Here is a 21,617-nt window from a genome sequence, read left to right on the forward strand (position 1 = left end):
TTTAGGTAAAAAACCCAATAGCGTTAATTTTCTATCTTTACGCTTACCTAAATATCTACTTCATGGGTTTGGTTACGGCAAAAGAGGTGGCGAAAGTCATCAATATGGACAAATATGGCTTTTTTGGCACCTTTGTCGGATGGCTTTTAATGGTAGCCACCAGAATAACCACCATCAACCGATTTTATAATAAGAACAAAGATTTGTCTGGTCCAGAGTTCTTGGACAGCATATTGGATCATTATGAAATTGATTTCGATATTCCTGAAGAAGATATCAAACGTCTCCCTAAAACAGGTCCGTACATCACCATTAGTAATCATCCTTTAGGCGGAATTGATGGGGTGTTGTTATTAAAGCTTTTGTCGAACGAACGACCCGATTATAAAATTATAGCCAACTTTTTATTGCATCGGATTGAGCCGTTAAAGCCCTACATTATGCCAGTGAATCCTTTTGAAAACCATAAGGATGCCAAAAGCAGTATCGCTGGTTTCAAAAATGCACTGAAACACCTAAATGAGGGGCATCCTCTAGGTATTTTTCCTGCAGGGGAGGTGTCAACGTATCGAGATGGGAAATTGGTGGTGGACAAACCTTGGGAAGAAGCCGCCATCAAACTGATTCGAAAAGCGGAAGTTCCCGTGGTTCCCATTTATTTTCATGCGAAGAACAGTCGACTCTTTTACCGATTGTCCAAGATTGATGATGTATTCCGAACGGCCAAATTACCATCGGAATTGACCTCTCAAAGTAGACGACCTATTAAAGTGCGGATTGGTCAACCCATTTCGGTGGCAACTCAACAAGAAGAGGAAACCTTGGATGGTTATACCGAATTGCTCCGCAAAAAAACGTATTTGTTGGCCAATGTTTTTGAAAGGGAACGATTGTTTGATAAGGTGCCAACTTCACTTAAAATTCCTAAACCACCTAAAAAGATTGCTTCTCCGATTAGTGCAAAAGTATTGGAGGGTGAGATTGAAAAATTGCGCAAAAAGGACTGTAGAATGCTCCAAAGCAAAAACTATGAAGTGTATTTGGCCCAAGCCAAGGACATGCCTTTTTGTTTGAATGAAATCGGGAGACAACGCGAAGTTACTTTTAGGGAAGTAGGGGAAGGGACCAACAATGCCATTGATTTGGACAAGTTCGATTCATACTACCATCATTTGTTTTTGTGGGATGATGAATCCAAAGCCATCGTAGGAGCTTACCGCATGGGATTAGGGTCACAGATTTTTAAAAAGTACGGGATAGATGGTTTTTATCTGCAGGATTTGTTCCGATTTGAGTCTGAATTGTATGGCATGATGGAGAAATCCATTGAAATGGGTAGGGCTTATATTGTGAAAGAATATCAACAGAAACCAATGCCGCTCTTTTTACTCTGGAAAGGGATAGTGCATACCACTTTAAGGCATCCAGAACATAAATATTTGATTGGAGGGGTAAGCATCAGCAATCAGTTTTCCAATTTCTCAAAATCCTTGATGATTGAGTTTATGAAGTCCAATTATTGGGATCCTTATGTGGCCCAATACATTCGACCTAAAAAGGAATTTAAGGTAAAACTCAATGATGCGGACAAGGAATTCGTATTTGATGAAACTCAGGCTGACCTCAATAAATTTGATAAGCTGATCAGTGAGGTGGAACCAGGAAGTCTTCGCTTGCCTGTATTGATCAAAAAATACATTAAGCAGAATGCCAAGGTGGTGGCATTTAATGTAGATCCTTTGTTCAACAACTCGGTGGATGGTTTGATGTACATTAAAATTGCCGATTTGCCCGAGAGCACCGTAAAACCTGTTATGGAAGAATTTCAAGCGGAGTTGGAACGTAAATTGGCTGAAGGAAACGGAATTACAGAAGAAGATTAGTCTACCCCAACCTTTTCACTTCGCTTTTCAAAAAGCAAGTTATCTTTCCAGATCCCATGGATCTTGCCAACCCGTTCTCGTTTTCCAATAAATCGAAACCCTACCTTGTCATGGAGTTTAATACTGGCTTCATTTTCAGGAAACACCCCTGATTGCAGTGTCCAATACCCAGCTTTTTCACTTTCTTCGATCAGTCTTTGCATCAGTTGTTTACCAACGCCCTTTCCACGACTTTTGGTTGCAATGTAGACACTTACTTCACCTACACCACCATACACACAACGGCTTGATACGGGTGAAAGGGCTACCCAACCCATAATTTCACCATCCTCTTCGGCTACAAATCTGCATTTGGAAATATGGGCCTTGTCCCAATGCTCAAAAGTTGGGGTTTGGGTTTCAAATGTGGCAAAACCTGTAGCAATTCCCTCGGCATAAATTTGGGAAACCGAATCCCAATCCTCCGCAGTCATTGGTCTAATTTTCATAAGTCGTTTTTCTTTTATTGTAATATTGCGATAGATGTAGATAATAAAAAAGTCGGATATTTTAAATCCGACTTTTAAAATTCCTTATAATCCTTTGAACCAATTTTGGAAATATTCACCCACCAAAAAGACTGGTTTTTGGTTTCCATTGATGGCACCAATTAAACTGGCAATCCACAAAACAAATGGAAAAATCCAAGCAATCATATTAATGATAGGGATAAGACCTAAAACAATTCCTATCAAGGCAATTCCCAATACTTGTCGCACATAGAATGACCCTATTTCGGTTTTATTGCTACTGTTCATTATTATTGCGACAATCCAGCCAATCAATGTTAAATGTGCAATAATGGCAACTGTTTTACCACTATCAGGATTGTTGGGAGAAAAAGCTTCTTTTACATCCTCTTGGAATTCTTTGGCTGCTTCTTCGGCTTTGTCACCGAAATCTTTTTTTTCTTCTGACATGTTTTAATGTGTTGGTTAATGTGTACCTAAAAGTAGAAAATAAATCAATATTAAAGAAAGGCTTTATCTATAGGTTCCCATAATTCCAATTTGTTTCCTTCAGGATCTAAAATCCATCCAAACTTACCGTATGAATACTCCTCCATTTCACCAACTACTGTTACTCCTTCCTCTTTTAAGGTTTCCAGCAATTCAGCTAAATTTTCCACCCTAAAATTTATCATAAACTGCTTTTCACTGGGCTTAAAGTATTCGGTCTTTTCTCCCATCGGGCTCCATTGGGTGGAACAATCTTTCCCTTCTTTGTCTTTCCACCAGAAAGTACAGCCGTATTGATCGGTGTTTAATCCCAAATGGGTTTTGTACCAACTTTTAATGTGATCTGGGTCTTTGGTCTTGAAGAAAAACCCGCCCAATCCTGTAACTCTATTTTTCATGATTTTTTAATTTGGTTTTCATATATTTTTATCCAATCCTGTGGAGTCATTTTTTCACAGAGTTGCCCAATCAAATCAAATGGAATTTGATCCATCTTTTTGAAACGGATACAGCTTTTTCCCATATCCAGTTTGGTGGAAACATGCTTGGGATATTCTTTCACAAACCAATCCAACATTTCAGGATTGGCATAAATGCCCATGTGGTACAAAGCCACAAAGTTTTTTTGTGATGCAATATTGATAAACGGCAATGGAAGTTTTGGGTCGCAATGGTATCCGTCTGGATATAGGGCATGGGGCACCACATAGCCCAACATTTTATAGTTGATGCACTCCTCGAAACCTTCGGGCAAATGCTTTTTAACGGTTTCTCGAAGTTTGGAAAAGGCATCTTTTCGCTCTTCAGGCAATTTTTCAAGGTATTCTTCAGGTGTTTTTGCATCTATCGTCATAACAATGCTATTTGCGTTGGAGTATGAGTGATGATAACAAGGTAATTATAAATCCTATGACAAAAACGTTTGAGGCCATAAAGACAAACAAAAAAATCGGGTTGGAAAACTGTTCGCGCTGGGCTTCCAGTTCGGCCAATTTGGCATCCAATTCGTTGGCGGGAAGACTTGCTTTCATATCGGGGATCACCTCACTGTAATATTCGTCCATAAATTCTGGATTGAGTACTTGGGAGTATAGCATATCCAACAACCCGAAAATTAGGGCCGTGATCAAGCTGATCAGAATGCCGATGGCCAAGGCTTTTTTGAAACCTACCTTCCCACCATTCTCCTTATCCCTATAATGCTTGATTCCAAAATACACAAAGCTCAAGGAGACAATCATGGAGGCAAAACCCAAAACCTCCTGTATGTACATGGGAAGATGGTCCAGAACAAACCAACTAATTATAAATAGGATACATATGGTAATACTGCCATAGGCTCCAAATCTCAAAATCGTCTTTTTCATTTTTACTGCTTATTGGTTGAATCAAAAGTAGCTGTAAGAGCCTGTTCAGTACTCATACTAAAGTACCAAAAACACCAATTGTTTGTTTAATAAGAGCTAAATAGGGAGAATTTGAAGATTTTTTGCCTTTTCTATGGCCTGGGTTCTGCGTTTGGAGTCGAGCTTCACCAAAAGGTTAGATACATGGGTTTTGATAGTGCTTTCTGATAGAAAAAGTGTATCTGCTATTTCTTTGTTGGAAAACCCTTTGGAAATTTGCACCAACACTTCATATTCCCGTTTGCTAATACCCAACTCTTCTATTTTTTTATGATCAATGAAGTGGTTTTTTTCTTTTTGCAGAGATTTTTTATTGATGTAGATCCCAACTACAAAAAAGACAATAGCAATAACTCCAATTACAATTTCTATGGAAAGGTCACCCGATAGGTAAGCATATCTACTCAACTTGAAGAGCAGCAACAAAGCAATTATAAGTGCCGAGAAAACAAAAACGGTCTTTTTCACCCATTAAAATTAGCAAAATCTTTCTTTGACCTTGTCTACAATTGTTTGGGCCAGTTTTTCTTTGCTTTCCACAGTCCAGCCAGCAACGTGGGGAGTAAGCAATACATTTTTGGCTTTGCGTAAGTATTTAAAAGCTTTTGGCTTTTGGATGAACATGTTCTCAAACGATTTTTTCTCATACTCCAATACGTCCAAACCAGCACCTAATACTTTTCCCGATTTAAGTGCAGCAACCAAATCTTTGGTAATAATACATTTACCTCTGGCCGTGTTCAACAGCCAAAAAGGTTTATGGAATCCTTCAATAAATTCGGTGTTGACCATACCAGTGGTTAATTCTGTCTGCGGTACATGCAAACTGACGACATCCGAACGTTGCATAAATTCCATGATACCTACTTGACGTGCATTTTCATCACCAACTCCACCAACTATGTCATAGCAAATTACCTCTACATCAAACCCACGTAGTTTTTTGGCAAAGGATTTCCCCATGTTTCCGTATCCGATGATTCCGACGGTTCTGCCATCCAATTCCACACCGCGGTTTCCTTCGCGGTCCCATTTTCCTTTTTTCACCTGTTTGTTGGCTTTGCAAAGGTTGTTCATGAGTGACAATAACATGCCCAAAGCATGTTCCCCAACAGCATTTCGGTTACCTTCTGGAGCAGAAGCCATAAATACGTTCTTGAACTTGGCGTGCTCCACATCAATGTTTTCCAGACCAGCTCCTACACGACCAATAAATTTGAGGTTGGTGGCCTTGTCCAAAAATTGTTGGTCAATGGTAAACCTACTGCGAATGATGATTCCGTCGTATTCGTGGATTTTGTTTTCTACTTCCTCTTTAGTTGAGGTATAATCTTCGTGGTTTTCAAAACCTAACTCTGCGAATTGATCTAAAAGCAGTGGGTGATTGGTGTCAAGGTGGAGAACTTTCATAGGGTCAAATATACAACTCCTAGATTTTTGGATAAACAGTTTGGGTTTTCTCGTGCTGCACATTTCCTGTATGCGCCGTAGATAGTTTTTCAAATAGAAGCACATGCACTTCTTCTCCGTTTTTGGTCATGGGATTATGTTCCACACCTTTTGGAACCACAATGATCTCACCTTCATTAACTACTTCGGTTCTATCCCTAAACTGCATATAAAGGGTGCCCTTGATTACTTGAAAAAGTTCATCCTCATGCTCGTGGGCGTGCCAAACAAATTCACCTTGTATCTTGGCCAATAGCACTTGCATATCGTCCACAACCGCAATCTGGTGTGGATGCCATTGATTGGTAAACTCTGCGTGCTTAGCTTTTAGGTTGATGGATTTCATATAGCTTAAATTCCCAAAATAATTTTAGCAATGGTGAAGTAGATCAAAATTCCGAAGATGTCATTACTTGTGGTGATAAAGGGCCCTGTGGCAATGGCTGGGTCGATGTTTCTTTTGTGGAGAAAAAGAGGAATAAAGGTTCCTATCAATCCAGCAACAACAATTACGATAATCAATGAAAGTGAAATAGCTGCTGCAGTGGAGAAAGTACCTTTCCATGCCCATGTAAAAACCAATAGTAAGACCGCCAAAATAACACCATTCAATAGGGCTAAAAGCATTTCTTTGACCAATCTACCGCTAATGCTCCCTTTTAAATCGTCATTGGCAAGACCTTGAACAATAATCGCACTGGATTGTACTCCGACATTTCCTGCCATCGCAGCAATAAGAGGAGTGAAAAAGAACAGTACGGCATGTTTGGATATCATTTCTTCAAAACCACCCATTATAGCTGCTGCTCCAAGTCCACCGATTAATCCAAGAATCAACCAAGGCAATCGGGCACGGGTAAGGTCCCAAATGCTGTCATCCGCTTCCACATCTTGCGATATACCAGCCGCCATTTGGTAATCTTTATCGGCTTCTTCCCGAATTACATCCACAATGTCATCAATGGTAATACGACCTACCAGTCTGCCAATTTCATCAACAACTGGAATGGCTTCCAAGTCATATTTGGACATGATCTTTGCAACTTCTTCACCTTTTTCATTCACATTTACGTAATCGACTTTATCGATGTACACATCTTTGATATTGGTCTTCGTTGAGGTGGTCAACAAATCTTTTAACGAAAGTCGGCCTTTCAACCTGCCTTCATCATCCACAACATAAATGGAGTGCACACGGGTCACGTTTTCTGCCTGGGCACGCATTTCCTTCACACAGGTAAGTACGTTCCAGTTTTCGTTCACCTTCACCAACTCTTTAGCCATAAGTCCACCAGCGGTGTCCTCCTCATAGCGTAAAAGGTCAACAATATGCTTGGCGTGTTCCCTATCTTCAATTTCAGAAATTACCTCTTGGACAATTTCTTTGGGAAGTTCGTTGATAATATCCGCCGCGTCATCCGTATCCAATTCCTCCAGCTCGCCAGCAATTTCCTTAGCGGTTAAATTGCTCAATACGGCCTCACGAATGTCCTCGTGCATTTCGGCCAGGATATCCGAAGTTTTCTCACTATCGAGCAATTTGATGAGGTAGGTGGCTTCCTCCACTTCCAATTCGTCCGCTATTTCGGCAATATCGGCGTAGTGGAACTCTTTCATCATCTCCTGAAGCTGGGCATCCCCATTATCGGCGATCAGTTGCTTGATGTCTTCTAAAAGTTCGTCTGTGAGTTTAAACGGGGTCATTGGCTATCTTTTGGGTCAACGTTACAAAATCTGCCACACTAAGCTGTTCTGGGCGTTGGTCAAAGATAGTGTCTTCTTTTAGATTATCAGAAAGCGCAAAGGTTTTAAGGCTGTTTCGGAGGGTTTTCCTTCGTTGGTTGAATGCAGTTTTTACCACTTTGAAAAACAATCGTTCGTCACAGTCCAGTTGCTGTTCTGCTTTGCGGGTCAATAACAAAACCCCAGAATCCACCTTTGGTGGTGGGTCAAAAACTCCTGGTGGAACTGTGAAAAGATATTCCGCGGTATAAAATGCTTGTACCAAAACGGAAAGTATGCCATAGGTTTTGCTTCCTGGTTTTTCGCAGATGCGCTTGGCCACTTCTTTCTGGAACATTCCTGAAAATTCGGGTATCTGTTGACGCATTTCGAGCATTTTAAAAACAATCTGACTCGAAATATTATAAGGGAAGTTTCCTGTAATGGCGAATTGCTCCTCCCCATAAAGTTCCGTGAGATTGAACTTTAAAAAATCCGCTTCGATAATGTTGAGACGATTATTCTTTTTTAGAATATCGTGATATTCCAAAGGAAAGGTGTGGTTGAGATACACGATGGATTCTTCATCCAAATCCATGGCCACTAGATCCAAATCGCGTTGCAACAAGTGTTTGGTTAGTACCCCCATTCCTGGACCAATTTCCAAAACGTTTTTGTAGCCAGTAAGTGAAAGTGTTTCCGCAATTTTCTGAGCTACCGATTCATCCTTTAAAAAATGCTGCCCTAAATGCTTTTTGGCTTTAACGGCGCCATCATGATCGTTGTTATGGGATTGCGGTCCGCGAGGGGTGTATTTCTTTTTCTTCTTTTTGGACACGGGTGTTTTTTTGCAAGTTAGTTGGAATTTTCGACATAAATCCAGGCCTGCTTGCCAGATTTCAAGGGGAATTTCTCTCGACGATAGGCACTGGTTTCATACACATCGGCTTTTTTAAGTTCGGAAAGGGTTACCTCATAAACCACACCTGGCACTTCATCTGCTAGGTTTAGGGTTTGTTGCGCCAAGGCATATTTGCCATAAACGGCATTTTCCAAGACTTTGAATCCGAGAACACAATCGGATTGTCCATTCAATATTCGACCAAAAATATATTCCTGCACCTGCGTGTCTTGCAGGGTGCCATAGGTAAACAAATATTCCATGAATCTATGGAATTTGTTGGCTTACCACTTCCAATTCTGTCCTAAAGGCCACAAACTTATTGGGAAACAACTTCTGGGCATCTCCACGTAACCTTTCAGCGTCTTCTTTGTAATACGCTTCCAAGGTTTTACGGTCTTGGGTGGTATATTGAATGGAATAGGTTACACCTCCCATATCTTCCTCCACCAATACTTTTACCATTTTGGCATGTGAAAATTTACCTGTGGAAAGCATATCGGGAATGTGTTTGTCCCGCATCCAAGACAACCATTCATCATGAACTTGGGTATCTATATTGATGGTTACATTATAAATAAGCATTAGCCTGTGGTTTGATGGGCGAAAATTAGGGTATTTTTTGCGAACTCAATAGGATTTGCAAGGCATTTAGAAAATGGAGCATTGCAATTGCCAATCTAATAAAAGAGTAGGAGAGTGGATTCCTGCTTTTGCAGGAATTACAGGAGAGGTTTAATTGATGGCATCTCCGCGAAGCCTTCTAAAATTAAGTCGAGCTTGGGGAAAATAATAACTGTCTTGATAGTTGTAAATAATTTTCTCGTAATGACTCTTGGCTTTTTCAGGTTCGTTTAAAATGTTTGTATAGAGTTCCCCGAGGGCAAAGTGTGCATCATCGGCCAAAATTCCATCGGAATAAAACTCCACGATTTTTAAATAGTTGAATTCGGCACTTTCGTAATCTTTTTGCTCCACCAAAAGTTCTGCTTGCTTAAGCAAAGCTTCGTCTTCTATCTTTTCCCCTTTGTGGTTTTCCAAGATGTCTTCCAAGGAAGCTATGGCTTCTTTATCTTTATTTTGATAGGCCAGCAAATCGGCTCGTGCGTATTTTTTTAATGCGGTTTGAGTGGAATCTTCCAAGGAGTTGTCTGAAATCAATAAACTCAATTGCATGGCATCGTTGGCGATTAATTGCGATGTTGAACCTCGAAGCACTTTTAACTGGGTCAAAGCCCAATCAAAATCTCCTTTATAAAAGCTAGTTTGGGCTACTTTAAAGCGTGCATCTTGACCTAGAACATCATTTTTTAAGCTTTTTTGAACTTGGGTAAACAGGATTAGCGCTTCATTGAAACGCTGATCGTACACCAAGATATCGCCTAGGGCCAATTTTACGTAGGCCATGGTCATTCTGCCCATAGGAAGTTCCAAACTTTCTTTGAGCATGGTAATTGCGGGATCAGGGGTATCTCTTTTAAAGGTGAGAAAATTGGCGTAAGCAATTTGCAATTGTAGGGTCGTGCTTTGGTTCCCGTAAGTTTCCACCAATTTTTCGAATTGTTTTTCTACCGTCTCCAATGATTTTTCCGTGGGTTGCTCCAATTCAATATCAATGAGCTGTAATTGCGCATTCAACTTGATTCTGGGATCTTCATTGTTGTCCACAATGTATTGGAAAATGTCTGTGGCACTTTCTAGGTCTTTTTCTTCCAATGCAATTTCTCCCAAACTCTCCAATCGATCTACATTATTACCATCGGCTCGCTTATAAATGGCTTTTTCTTGACTGAAAGCACTATTGTATTGTTTTTGCTGTACAAATAACCAGCTCAAGAGTTCGTTCCAAAGTAAATCTGGGTTTTTCTGAGCGTTGGTGAGCAATACCTTTCTAAGGAGGATATTGTTTTCGTTTTCAGGGTCTTCGGAGATAAAATCATCGATATTCCGAAGCACATTGGAGCGGGATGTTTTTCCCTCCCAAATAAGCTTGAGATAGGATTGGTACATTTTTTCAATGTTGCCTTGTTCCCCATATATCCTTGCGAGCTGAAAGTCGTAGTTCAATTCAGGTTTAAGTTCCATCGCTCGCGTATAGGCCTTAATGGAATAATCCAACAACGCATATTTCTGAAACCGATATCCGACACTGTATCCAAAATTGGGGTTGGTGTCGATTTTTTCAACGGCCTTATCATAAAACTCGGTTGCTTTTTCTGGTTGATTTTGCAGGGTGTAGTTATAGCCTAATTCAATATAAAAAGTTGGGAAAGCATATTCGTCCTGCACTTTTTCCAATAAAAAGCTTTCAGCATCCTCAAAACGTTCCAATTGTTGATAGCAAGCCACCAATCCTTCGGAGTAATCGGTTCTTCTGGGATGGGCTTCGACCAATTTTTCGTAGAACACCACTGCCTTTTTGTAGTCACCATCATTTAAGTAGCGTTTGGCCAAGAAATCTTCTTGGGCCATGGCCGAAAATGAAAGTAGGCAGATTGATATGAGAAATAAAAAATGGCGCAAATGCGTGTTTTATTTCAAATATAACGTAGAAATGCTTGGGATTCTGTTAAGTGAATCCAAATTAAGTTCTGAATAACCTAGTCAATGGTGTCGAAACCGCAGTAGGGAACCAAAACTTCTGGAATTTTAATGCCGTCCTCGGTCTGGTAATTTTCCAAAATTCCAGCCAACACCCTTGGCAATGCCAGTGAACTTCCATTCAAGGTGTGGGCCAATTGGGTTTTTCCGTTTTCATCTTTGTAACGCAATTTTAGGCGGTTGGCCTGAAAGGTTTCAAAATTGGACACGGAACTGATTTCCAACCAACGGTCTTGAGCGGTGGAGAACACTTCAAAATCGTAGGTGAGGGCAGAAGTAAAACCTAAATCCCCTCCACAAAGGCGAAGAATGCGATAAGGCAATTTCAATTCGCGAAGAATGTTTTTCACATGCTCCACCATTTCATCCAATGCTTGGTATGAATTGTTTGGGTGCTCCACGCGTACAACCTCTACTTTATCAAATTGGTGCAAACGGTTGAGGCCGCGAACATGTGCACCGTAACTACCTGCTTCCCTTCTAAAACAAGGGGTGTAGCCCGTATATTTAATGGGTAAATCTCCTTCTGCCAAAATATCGCCTCGGTGCAAGTTGGTCACGGGAACTTCCGCAGTTGGGATTAAATAAAGGTCATCGGCCTGTACGTGGTACATTTGCCCTTCTTTGTCGGGCAACTGCCCTGTGCCATACCCTGATGCTTCGTTTACCATGTGAGGTACTTGCATTTCGGTATAACCAGCTTCAGTATTTTTATCCAAGAAATAGGAAATCAAGGCGCGTTGTAAACGTGCACCTTTGCCTTTGTACACGGGAAAACCTGCTCCAGTGATTTTTACACCCAACTCAAAGTCGATGATGTCATATTTTTTAGCCAATTCCCAGTGTGGCAATGCACCCTCAAATAGCGTGGGAACATCACCCTCTTTATAAATTTCTTCGTTGTCCTCATCGGAATTTCCAGCAGGAACGGATTCATGTGGAATATTTGGGATAAGGTACAAGGCATCCTGCAAAGCTGAAGCCACTTCGTTTAATTCGTCTCCCAATTGTTTGGAAGTCTCTTTTAAACCAGCGGTCTTTTCTTTCATTTCGTTGGCTTCTTGTGCCTTTCCAGATTTGAAAAGGATACCAATTTCTTTGGAAAGTTTGTTCGATTCAGCCAAGGTACTGTCCAATTCGGTTTGGATGGAACGTCTTTTTTCGTCCAGTTCCAAAACTGTAGATAGCATCGGTGCTGCATCGATGTTGCGCTTTTTTAAAGCGGTGATAATACTTTCCTTATTTTCTCGAATGGTATGTAATTGAAGCATAGCCCTGTTTTGAGCCGCAAATTTAATTGAATCTGAAGAAGTGCCCAACAATTATTCGGTCGGGGAGGGCAGAATCCATTCGTTATGTGCAAAATGTTTCCATGGAACACTGGCCAAGTCGGTTTCTGGATCGATAAATTCGGCATAGATTCCATTATTGACTTTCACTTTGTTTTTTACGAACACTTGAATGTCTTCCCCATTTTTTGCGTATTCTTTTTTAAGATGCTGGGCAAATTGCCATGCGAAATCGGGATAACAGGCTACCCGACTTTTTTGTTTTGAGGTGAGATAATCGTCCAAGTCAATATGCGTAGTTACTCCATTTGATGTGTTCACGATGCGATACTGAATATTACCCGTTCTGGTTCGAAGCATCATCCGCCAACTCATCCGATGTCCCTCTTCGGTCCATAGCACATCATCCTGAAAAAAGTGGTGTCGGATGGGCAACACCAATTGAATGATAAAATAGATGCTCAAAACGGATAAAATCAACCCTTTTGTTTTAGGAATGGAAACCGAAGAATCCAGTGTTATGTTTTTCGTTTTTAGAAATAGATTTCGAATGGTCTGCGGTTCAAAAAAGAAGACAATAAAGGCCAATGATAAATACGGGAATATCCCAATTTGAAAAACAATGCTGTTGAACAAATGGAAGAAGATAGCTAGAACAAAAGCAGCTTTCCGAGTGCGTTTCCAAAGTAAAGCGGGAACAATTAAAAGGTCGAATAAAATTCCGAAAAATGCCACAATTTTATGAACCCATTTCAATTGCAGAAAATCCCCTATGAGCCAAAACTCTTTTTTGGATTGCATCAATATTTCAATAATGCTGAAATCCAGCCAATCACCATAAAGTTTTGCAATTGATGCGTATGTATAGACAATGAATAATTGTAAAATAATCACCCAGCGAACCCAATTGAACATGCTATGTGATCTTATTTTGGGGTTGAGTTTGGCATCCAACGAAGCATCTTTGTGTGCAGGTAAAAAGGCCATGATGTAGGCCAATAACATCAATAAATAATAGTGGTTGTTGTATGATGTTTTTTGCATTAAATACACCCCCGTCCACAAAAGCGCAAATGCGAAGGCGCTAAATCGATATTTATAGCCTAAGGCAATTAAAAGACCCAAAGTACCCATCAAAGTAAAATAGATATACATGCCATGACCAGGTAAAGGCTGTAACCATTCAAAACCAATAAATGAAAAAGTGAATTGGGGTTCTACCAAAGTGCGTCGAACCCAACCCGTAAAGATTGCTCCGTAGCATTCTGCACTGACCAACAATCCATAAAATACTCGAAACACCACTAATTGGGCATTGTCAATTTTCTTAAAAAGAAATTGGTCGAACATTTACTTGGAAATTAGATCCAACGAAAAGGCTTTGTCTTTTTTCAATTGTGCTTTCAACTCATCAATGGAATTGAATTTGTGCTCGTCGCGAATTCGGTGCAGAATTTCTACTTGTAGTTTTTTATCGTAAAGATCTCCATCAAAATCAAAAAAATTGACTTCGATGCTTTTTTCGGTGCCATCGACTGTTGGATTAAAGCCAATGTTCATCATCCCATAAAATGACTTGCCTTCAATGTTGCTTCGAACAACATAAGCACCAGTTTTAGGGATAAGCTTATAAGATTCTGGTATGTGAAGGTTGGCCGTTGGGAATCCAAATTCCTTGCCCAATCCTTTACCTTTTTTTATGGTTCCAGATAGGGTGTAGGCATAACTCAGGTAGTTGTTTGCTGTTTCCACATCACCTTCCAAAAGGGCATTTCTAATTTTGGTTGAGCTCACAGAAACATCATCGATTTCCTGGGCTGGAATTTCCTCCACTTCAAAATCGAGGGCATTTCCAAAGGCAATCAAATCTTGGATATTGGCATTTCTGTTTCTCCCAAAACGATGATCATACCCGATGATTATTTTTTTTGCCTTGAGTCCATTTACCAATAAATCACGGACAAAATCGGTTGCAGAAAGCCTAGAGAACTCTTTGGTAAAGGGGTGAATGATCAAATAATCGAGCCCTAGGGTCTCCAAAATCTGTTTTTTCTCTTCAATGGTGTTCAGCAGTTTAATATCCACATCTTTTTGCAGCACCATGCGTGGATGAGGGAAAAAAGTGAGTACTGTAGATTTAAGCCCACTTTTTTTGGCACTATTTATGAGGCGTTCCAGTATTTTACGGTGTCCCAAATGTACCCCATCAAAGGTGCCAATGGTAATTACCGTGTGGTGGTTAAAATCTTTATATTGAGAAATGTTCTGGATTGTTTCCAAAGGTTCAAGAAATAAAAAAGGCTTACATTTGAATTTGTACTATGCCTCAACTTTGTATGAAAGCTAAATTACACCTTGTTTTATCAATAGCAATATTTTTTACTAGCTTTTGTATTTATAGTCAGCAGGGTTATTGGAAATCTATACCCAAAGAATCTGGTTTAAAAAGTGCTTCCTTGAAGGACATGGATGCGGCTAAAAAGTTGCTAGAACTGGACAGAACCAGCTTCAAATCGCAGTTAGCATCTTCTTCAACTTTAAAAGGACAAACCAAGACCATTTATCTCCCCGATACCAATGGTGAAATAGTGCCTTTTCAATTGGTGGAAACCTCTGTGCTTCACCCTGATTTAGCAAAAAAATACCCCAATATTAAATCGTACACAGGTACAAGTGACAACGGTCAATATCGAATAAAACTGAGCAGTTCCCACAAAGGCTTGCAAAGTATGGTGGTCGATTTAAAGAGCCAGAAGCAAGTATTTATGGAGCCTGTTTCGAACAAGGATAATGTTTATGTAATCTATGAAAATGATGCAGGACTTACTGATGAAATCAATTTTATATGTAAAACGAGCAAGGATTTATATGGTACTTTAAATAAATCTTCGGGCACCACTTCCAAGACCATTGCTCCTTTAGTTAATGATCAATTATTGCGAAAGTATAGAATCGCAATTTCGGCCACTGGGGAGTACACCCAAGAACTCGGAGGAACGGTTGAAGATGCCTTGGCGGGTATCAATGCGACCATCACACGGGTAAACGAAGTTTTTGAAACGGATTTGGGCGTTACTTTGGAGCTCATTGCCAATAATGACCTTATTGTTTTCACGGATCCCGATCTTGATCCTTATGATGATAGTTTGAATGCTCAGGTGCAATCAACTATTACTTCAATTATTGGGGAGGCCAATTACGATGTGGGGCATCTTTTTCATAAAGTGGGACAAGGACAGGATAATGGTAATGCAGGATTCATTGGTGCTGTTTGTGTGGACAATAGTAAGGGAAGTGGATTTTCAGCAGCCTTTAACCCACAAGGGGATGTGTTCGATTTGGATTATGTGGCACATGAAATAGGGCATCAATTTGGGGCCAATCATACCTGGTCATTTGAGTCCGAAGGAACAGGGGTGCAGGCCGAACCAGCAAGTGGAAGCACCATTATGGGTTACGCGGGCATTGTTGGGGCCAATAATGTAGCCAGCAGTGGCGATGATTATTTTCATTTTTATAGCATTTTACAGATTTCGGAATACTTAGCTACAACTTCCTGTGCGGAAACAACCGCATTGACAAATTCACCTCCAGTTTTGACTCCTGTTGATGATTTTATCATTCCAAAAGGAACTGCCTTTATATTAGAGGGAATTGCAACTGACCCTGATGTGGGAGATGTGCTGACCTATACTTGGGAACAAATAAATGATGGTTTGGTGACCAACACCACTTTTGGACCCACAAACCCAAGCGGGGCCAATTTCAGATCATTACCGCCAACTACTGATCCTGTTCGCTATTTTCCAAAATTGTCTGAAGTGGCACAGGGCAACCTCACCCAAACCGACCCAACCATTGGAGACGCTTGGGAGACCGTTTCGGAAGTAGAACGGAATCTTAGTTTTGCCTTTACAGTTCGTGATAATGCTGCTGGAGGAGGACAAGTGACATCTGATGTTTTGGATGTAAATGTGATCAAAGCGGCTGGGCCCTTTACGGTCACTTCGCAAAGTGAAATAGAAGTATACCAAGGTGGAAGTGTTCAGGAAATCACATGGGATGTGGCTAATACCAATGTGGCTCCAATTCATGCGGAAACTGTTGATATATTTTTATCGTTGGATGGGGGATTGACTTTTCCTATTTCTTTATTGGAAAACACACCTAATGATGGTTCGCAAGAGGTTTTGTTGCCTGGTGATGCAACTGTCAATGGTCGATTTATGGTGAAAGCCAGTGACAATATTTTCTTTGCAGTGAACAGTGCCAATTTCACTATTGAAGAATCTGAAATTGTGCTGAACTTTGATGCGCTTTCCTATGAAGTTTGCCAGCCAGATGATTTAGTGATTCCGTTTGTATATGAAACTTATGCTGGATTTAATGAAAATGCGACTTTTTCAGCCACGGTTCCTACAGGAATAACTGTTACTTTTTCACCAACAAATGCAACCGACAATAACACGGCGGTAGATTTTACTTTGTCTAACACGATTGGTGTTGCACCTGGAGTGTATGACGTTACTGTGACCGCCACCTCTGCGTCTGTTGCCAAGAGTATAGATTTATCCCTCACGGTGCAGGATGGAACTTTTTCTGATGTGGTTTTGGTATCACCTGCCAATGCGGAAGGAGGTGTTTCATTGGATGCTGATTTAACTTGGGAGGCAAACCCATTGTACAGCAATTATGATGTGGAAATAGCTACCGATTTAGGGTTTGCCAATATATTGGAATCGGCCAATATCCCGTTTGCCACTTATAAAATTACGGGCTTAGATGCCCAAATTGAATATTATTGGAGGGTCAGGCCCAACAATGGATGCGGAACAGGAACCTTTAGTGCTCCGTTTAGTTTTACAACCACACAGGTGGATTGTAAAAGTATGGAACCAGGCGATTTACCGCTAACTATTTCATCAACGGGAACCCCAACGGTGTCAACTTCTGTGGTGTTTTTGGAGGATTTGCCCATTTCCGATGTCAATGTGAGTTTGGAATTGGATCACACTTATCTCGAGGATTTGATCATTACTTTAATCTCTCCTCAAAGCACAGAGGTTACTTTAATTTCGAATACTTGCGGAAGTTTGAACAATATTAACGCAGTTTTTGATGACGAAGGTGACCCTTTGACTTGTTCCGATAATCCCGCCATTTCAGGTATTGTGAGTCCATTGGGATCGTTGGCTTCCTTAAAGGGAGAGTCGATTTTAGGGGAATGGGTGCTGCGCATTGAAGATACAGCTGCGAGTGATGGAGGAGCGTTAATAGGTTTTTCTTTGGAAATTTGCGTGGAAGGCAATTATAGGCCTGATGAGGATGAAGATGGTGTTTTTGATGATGGTGATGACCTATGCTTGGGAACACCAAAAGGTGTTGAGGTAGATACAAACGGTTGCGCTATTTATCGTTTCGCTACGGACAATTTTGAGTTGGAAATTGAAAGTGAAACCTGTAGAACCAGAGATAATGGGTCAATTACCATCACACCTTTCGATACAGCGATAACCTACACAGCTGTTTTGAATGGAGATACATCAACAGCTTTGGATTTTACAGATTCTTTGGTTATTGGCAGCTTGAATGCAGGTGAATATTCGGTATGCATAACAGGAACAAATGGGGTTATTACTTACGAAGAAGTGTGCTTTACAGCAATAATCACCCAACCTGATGTATTGGATGTCGCAGCCCTGCTGGATGCTAGTTCGGTAAATCTGGAAATGAGCGGTGCCTCTCTTTACAATGTTGAGTTGAACGGTGTGGTGACGCAAACAAGCGGTTCAAATCTCACCCTGCCATTAAAAGAAGGAGCAAATACCCTAAGGGTATATTCCAATATTCCGTGTCAAGGGGTGGTAGAGAAAACCTTGTTTTATTCCTCAAAACCTATTTTAAGTCCCAACCCTGTATATACAACCACGGAAGTTTATTTGGGTAGATTTGAAGGGCTGGTTGGTATCGAGATTTTTACCGCGAACGGAAGATTGGTCAAAATAGAAAACAGAAGGGTGAATGGTAATGATCTAGAATTGGACTTATCGGGATTATCCAAAGGAATCTATTACATGCGAATAAATAAAGAAGGACTCAGGGAAACGTTTAAATTCATAAAGGAATGATGAAGAATATTGTTGGCATATTGTTTCTTGCATTCTTGGTTTCTTGTGGAGGGGACGATACGCCGCCAGCTCCAGAAGCTACCAACTTGATTTTTCCCGAAGAAAACTCTGAGTGCACCACAGGGACGAGCCTTAGTGAAACTTTGAGTCAAGTCACCTTTCGATGGGGTGCCGCCAATCATGCTGAGCGATATGCTCTAAATGTGGTGAATCTAGAGACCAACTCTCCTCAAAACTTAACCACTACGGCTACTTCTGCTAGTCTTTCTATTGCAAAAGGAGCTCCTTTCGCTTGGACGGTCATGTCTTTCAATTCAGATTCGGACGAATCCGCAGTTAGTGAAACATGGTTATTTTACAATGCGGGCTCAGAAACCACCTATGCACCATTTCCTGCACAATTGGTATCTCCTGAGTCGGGTGAAACAGTAATTATGGATATCGCTAATGAGGTCACTTTGGAATGGGATGGAGCTGATGTGGATAACGATATTGATACCTTCCAAGTATTTTTCTCCGAAACCAATCCGCCAACAACTACCTTGGGTACAACTGATGCATCAACTATGCAAATGTCAGTTGGTGTCACCTCTGGGGTAGTTTATTATTGGAAAGTGGTGACCACCGATTTGGAAGGTAATACCTCCGATTCGGGTGTATTCGATTTTAAGGTGTTCTAATTTATTTGCCGTTGTATTGATTCATGGTGTTTTTTACACCAGCAAAAATGAATGAACGGATAATGTCCGTAGACTTTTTTAACCGTTCAGGCATGGATTTTTGTTCTTCTTCACCCCATTTGCCCAAAACATAATCAACTTGTTTGCCCTGACCAAAATCTGAACCAACACCAAATCTAAAACGGTTGTATTGGGAAGTCTGTAACGTATTCTGAATGTCTTTTAGCCCATTGTGTCCGCCATCGCTGCCTTTGGTTTTAACGCGTAATGTGCCAAATGGTAAATTAATATCGTCGGTAATGATCAATACATTGTCCAGACCAATATTTTCTTTTTCCATCCAATACTTCACCGCTTTTCCGCTTAAATTCATGTAAGTGGATGGTTTTAGGCACACCACACTTTTTCCTTTGTGTTTAAAAGTGGCAACGGATCCCAATTTGGCGCTTTCAAAAACAAAACTTTCTTGTTCGGCCAAAAAATCCAATACTTTAAAACCGATGTTGTGACGGGTTTCGTTGTAATCGGAACCGATATTACCTAGGCCAACAATTAAAAATTTTTTCATGGGGTCAGATTCGTCTAGTAGTTGTTTTGGTTTACCAAAAAGGGTTTTTAAAATGTGGAGCATTTAGAATTTGAGTTTCCTAAAAATACAAAAGCATCCCAAATTTTCACCGTAGCAAAAATAGGGATGCTTTTATACTTATGCGTTGGGCTATTCCGCTGCTTCAGAAGCTTCTGCTCCCTCTGCTGCTTCACCACCTTCTGCTTCTTCGTCTTCTTCGTCATCTGCACCGGCAACAGAAGTTCTAGAAGCTTTCACCTGTACAATTGCAGTACTGTCAGGGTGAAGGATAGTGTAATCATCATTTAGGATAGTTTCAACAGCGATAGTACCACCAATTCTTAGTTTGGAGATATCAACTGTAATGAAATCTGGAAGCAAGTTTGGCAAAGCCTTGATAGCCAATTTGCGTTTTCTGAAAAGCAAACGACCACCATTTCTTACCCCTGGAGAGTTTCCTTCCAAACGAACAGGAATGTTCATTGTGATAGGTTTGTCCTCGAACAACTGGTAGAAATCCACGTGAAGGATTTTATCAGTTACAGGGTGAAATTGGATGTCTTGCAATACGGCGTCAAATTTTTCGCCACTTTCCAATTCAATTACTGCAGTATACGCATTTGGAGTGTACACTAAGTCTTTGAATGATAATTCTTCAGCTGAAAAGTGCATTGGTTTATCCCCTCCGTACAGTACGCAAGGGACCTTTCCAGCATTACGTAAGGCTTTGGTAGAAACCTTGCCCACGCTTTCTCTTTGGGATCCTTTGATTGTAATTGACTTCATTATTATATATTAAATTAATTTACATTAGAAATTTGGAAGATATTGAGGTGTTGTGGTGAACCCTGTGCATTACATCTGCAAATAGGTCGGCACAAGACAATACCTTTAATTTTCGTTGCGTATGATCAACGGGAATTGAATCGGTTACAATCAACTCCGTCAACTGTGATTTTTCAATACGCTCATACGCATTGCCCGAAAGCAATCCGTGAGTTGTTACCGCTCTTACGCTTTGCGCACCACGTTCCATCATAAGGTCGGCAGCTTTGGTAAGCGTTCCAGCAGTATCCACCATGTCATCCACCAAAACCACATTCTTTCCTTGAACATCACCAATCAATTCCATATGAGAAATTACATTGGCCTTGGCTCTTTGCTTGTAACAAATAACCACATCGCACTCCAAAGCTTTGGAGTAGGCATAGGCTCTTTTGGAACCTCCCATGTCAGGAGATGCAATACAAAGATTGTCCAAGTTCAATCCTTTTAAATAAGGTAAGAACATGGTGGAAGCAAACAGATGATCCACGGGTTTTTCAAAAAAGCCTTGGATTTGGTCTGCGTGCAGATCCATGGTTATGATTCGAGTTGCACCAGCGGTTTCCAACATCTTTGCTATCAATTTGGCAGCAATCGGAACTCTAGGCTTGTCTTTACGGTCTTGTCTGGCCCAACCAAAGTAGGGCATAACAGCAGTAATGTGTCTGGCCGAAGCTCTTTTAGCAGCATCCAACATCAACAACATTTCCATCAAGTTTTCCGAGCTTGGATTGGTAGATCCAATGATAAAAATTCGCGCTCCACGAATAGATTCCTCGAACGAAGGCTGAAATTCACCGTCGCTATATCTGGAGAATTGGATCTTACCCAATTCCGCACCGTAGGATGCAGCAATCTTCTCACCCAGTTCAGTACTTTGGGTGCAGGCAAAAATTTTAGGTTCGGGAACTTGATATGCCATTACAAACTCTTGTTAACTAGCTTTTTAAACTGCTATTTTGTAAAGAGGTGCAAATTTAAAAATTAATTCGGGTTGCTAAAGTATAAATGGAAGTATTTTTTGTTGAGAAATAAAAAATATTGTTTAGCTTTGCACTCGCATTTGAAAAAATGACCATTTGCCTTGGTGGCGGAATTGGTAGACGCGCTGGATTCAAAATCCAGTTCTTTCGGGAGTGTGGGTTCGATTCCCACCCAAGGTACAAC

At 40.6% G+C, this 21,617-nt stretch carries 22 protein-coding genes and 1 tRNA gene; 4 read left to right on the top strand and 19 right to left on the bottom strand.

Going from position 1 to position 21,617, the window contains the following annotated elements:
* The first annotated feature begins 62 nt into the window (after positions 1 to 62).
* The gene (locus tag BLQ18_RS04340; RefSeq protein ID WP_090293044.1) at positions 63 to 1,883 is read left to right on the top strand and encodes a GNAT family N-acyltransferase; all 1,821 of its coding nucleotides are present in this window, start codon (positions 63 to 65) and stop codon (positions 1,881 to 1,883) included.
* On the opposite strand, the gene BLQ18_RS04345 is transcribed toward BLQ18_RS04340, so the two are convergent.
* From BLQ18_RS04345 to BLQ18_RS04420, 16 genes are all read right to left on the bottom strand, one after another.
* Positions 1,880 to 2,371 (bottom strand): GNAT family N-acetyltransferase, encoded by a 492-nt coding sequence (locus BLQ18_RS04345; RefSeq protein WP_090293046.1) that lies wholly within the window; start codon positions 2,369 to 2,371, stop codon positions 1,880 to 1,882. The genes BLQ18_RS04340 and BLQ18_RS04345 overlap by 4 nt on opposite strands.
* A gap of 84 nt (positions 2,372 to 2,455) precedes the next feature.
* Positions 2,456 to 2,842: a hypothetical protein gene (locus BLQ18_RS04350; protein WP_090293049.1), complete on the bottom strand. Its 387-nt coding sequence runs from the start codon at positions 2,840 to 2,842 to the stop codon at positions 2,456 to 2,458.
* 50 nt (positions 2,843 to 2,892) lie between these two features.
* Positions 2,893 to 3,279 (bottom strand): VOC family protein, encoded by a 387-nt coding sequence (locus BLQ18_RS04355; RefSeq protein ID WP_090293052.1) that lies wholly within the window; start codon positions 3,277 to 3,279, stop codon positions 2,893 to 2,895.
* The gene (locus tag BLQ18_RS04360) at positions 3,276 to 3,734 is read right to left on the bottom strand and encodes a DUF1801 domain-containing protein (protein ID WP_090293054.1); all 459 of its coding nucleotides are present in this window, start codon (positions 3,732 to 3,734) and stop codon (positions 3,276 to 3,278) included. The genes BLQ18_RS04355 and BLQ18_RS04360 overlap by 4 nt, the downstream gene beginning before the upstream one ends.
* A gap of 7 nt (positions 3,735 to 3,741) precedes the next feature.
* Positions 3,742 to 4,248 (bottom strand): DUF4199 domain-containing protein, encoded by a 507-nt coding sequence (locus BLQ18_RS04365; protein WP_090293057.1) that lies wholly within the window; start codon positions 4,246 to 4,248, stop codon positions 3,742 to 3,744.
* A 96-nt stretch (positions 4,249 to 4,344) separates the two neighbouring features.
* A complete protein-coding gene (locus BLQ18_RS17165) occupies positions 4,345 to 4,755 on the bottom strand; it encodes a response regulator transcription factor (protein WP_090293059.1) in 411 nt (136 codons plus the stop codon).
* 9 nt (positions 4,756 to 4,764) lie between these two features.
* Positions 4,765 to 5,697, bottom strand: coding sequence for a 2-hydroxyacid dehydrogenase (locus BLQ18_RS04375; protein WP_090293062.1), 933 nt, complete (start codon positions 5,695 to 5,697; stop codon positions 4,765 to 4,767).
* Positions 5,698 to 5,716: 19 nt separating this feature from the next.
* Entirely contained in the window at positions 5,717 to 6,082 is a 366-nt protein-coding gene (locus BLQ18_RS04380; RefSeq protein ID WP_090293064.1) for a cupin domain-containing protein, read from the bottom strand.
* A gap of 5 nt (positions 6,083 to 6,087) precedes the next feature.
* Positions 6,088 to 7,440 carry a magnesium transporter gene (gene mgtE, locus BLQ18_RS04385; protein ID WP_090293066.1) on the bottom strand — a complete coding sequence of 451 codons (1,353 nt, stop codon included), beginning with the start codon at positions 7,438 to 7,440 and terminating at the stop codon, positions 6,088 to 6,090.
* Positions 7,427 to 8,296, bottom strand: coding sequence for a 16S rRNA (adenine(1518)-N(6)/adenine(1519)-N(6))-dimethyltransferase RsmA (gene rsmA / locus BLQ18_RS04390; protein WP_090293069.1), 870 nt, complete (start codon positions 8,294 to 8,296; stop codon positions 7,427 to 7,429). Before rsmA ends, mgtE begins: the two co-directional genes overlap by 14 nt.
* Before the next feature lie 17 nt (positions 8,297 to 8,313).
* On the bottom strand, positions 8,314 to 8,622 hold the full coding sequence (locus BLQ18_RS04395) for a gamma-glutamylcyclotransferase family protein (protein ID WP_090293071.1): 309 nt from the start codon (positions 8,620 to 8,622) through the stop codon (positions 8,314 to 8,316).
* Positions 8,623 to 8,626: 4 nt separating this feature from the next.
* Positions 8,627 to 8,944: a DUF4286 family protein gene (locus BLQ18_RS04400; protein ID WP_090293074.1), complete on the bottom strand. Its 318-nt coding sequence runs from the start codon at positions 8,942 to 8,944 to the stop codon at positions 8,627 to 8,629.
* 150 nt (positions 8,945 to 9,094) lie between these two features.
* Positions 9,095 to 10,831, bottom strand: coding sequence for a tetratricopeptide repeat protein (locus tag BLQ18_RS04405; protein ID WP_090293076.1), 1,737 nt, complete (start codon positions 10,829 to 10,831; stop codon positions 9,095 to 9,097).
* A gap of 128 nt (positions 10,832 to 10,959) precedes the next feature.
* On the bottom strand, positions 10,960 to 12,231 hold the full coding sequence (gene serS / locus BLQ18_RS04410) for a serine--tRNA ligase (RefSeq protein ID WP_090293668.1): 1,272 nt from the start codon (positions 12,229 to 12,231) through the stop codon (positions 10,960 to 10,962).
* Positions 12,232 to 12,282: 51 nt separating this feature from the next.
* Positions 12,283 to 13,599, bottom strand: a complete 1,317-nt coding sequence (locus BLQ18_RS04415; RefSeq protein ID WP_090293078.1) for an HTTM domain-containing protein — start codon at positions 13,597 to 13,599, stop codon at positions 12,283 to 12,285.
* The gene (locus tag BLQ18_RS04420; RefSeq protein WP_090293081.1) at positions 13,600 to 14,529 is read right to left on the bottom strand and encodes a bifunctional riboflavin kinase/FAD synthetase; all 930 of its coding nucleotides are present in this window, start codon (positions 14,527 to 14,529) and stop codon (positions 13,600 to 13,602) included.
* A 185-nt stretch (positions 14,530 to 14,714) separates the two neighbouring features.
* On the opposite strand from BLQ18_RS04420, the gene BLQ18_RS04425 reads away from it, so the two are divergent.
* The gene (locus tag BLQ18_RS04425) at positions 14,715 to 18,377 is read left to right on the top strand and encodes a reprolysin-like metallopeptidase (RefSeq protein ID WP_245668079.1); all 3,663 of its coding nucleotides are present in this window, start codon (positions 14,715 to 14,717) and stop codon (positions 18,375 to 18,377) included.
* Positions 18,374 to 19,057, top strand: coding sequence for a hypothetical protein (locus BLQ18_RS04430; protein ID WP_090293085.1), 684 nt, complete (start codon positions 18,374 to 18,376; stop codon positions 19,055 to 19,057). Before BLQ18_RS04425 ends, BLQ18_RS04430 begins: the two co-directional genes overlap by 4 nt.
* 1 nt (position 19,058) lies before the next feature.
* Here the strand turns inward: BLQ18_RS04430 and pth are convergent, their stop codons facing one another.
* From pth to BLQ18_RS04445, 3 genes are all read right to left on the bottom strand, one after another.
* Positions 19,059 to 19,688, bottom strand: coding sequence for an aminoacyl-tRNA hydrolase (gene pth, locus BLQ18_RS04435; RefSeq protein WP_090293088.1), 630 nt, complete (start codon positions 19,686 to 19,688; stop codon positions 19,059 to 19,061).
* Positions 19,689 to 19,775: 87 nt separating this feature from the next.
* Entirely contained in the window at positions 19,776 to 20,411 is a 636-nt protein-coding gene (locus tag BLQ18_RS04440; protein WP_090293090.1) for a 50S ribosomal protein L25/general stress protein Ctc, read from the bottom strand.
* Positions 20,412 to 20,430: 19 nt separating this feature from the next.
* Entirely contained in the window at positions 20,431 to 21,372 is a 942-nt protein-coding gene (locus BLQ18_RS04445) for a ribose-phosphate pyrophosphokinase (RefSeq protein WP_090293092.1), read from the bottom strand.
* 159 nt (positions 21,373 to 21,531) lie between these two features.
* On the opposite strand from BLQ18_RS04445, the gene BLQ18_RS04450 reads away from it, so the two are divergent.
* Positions 21,532 to 21,613, top strand: a tRNA-Leu gene (locus BLQ18_RS04450).
* Positions 21,614 to 21,617 lie beyond the last annotated feature (4 nt).

The sequence above is a fragment of the Flagellimonas zhangzhouensis genome (genome assembly GCF_900102925.1).
GTDB classification, from domain to species: Bacteria; Bacteroidota; Bacteroidia; order Flavobacteriales; family Flavobacteriaceae; genus Flagellimonas; species Flagellimonas zhangzhouensis.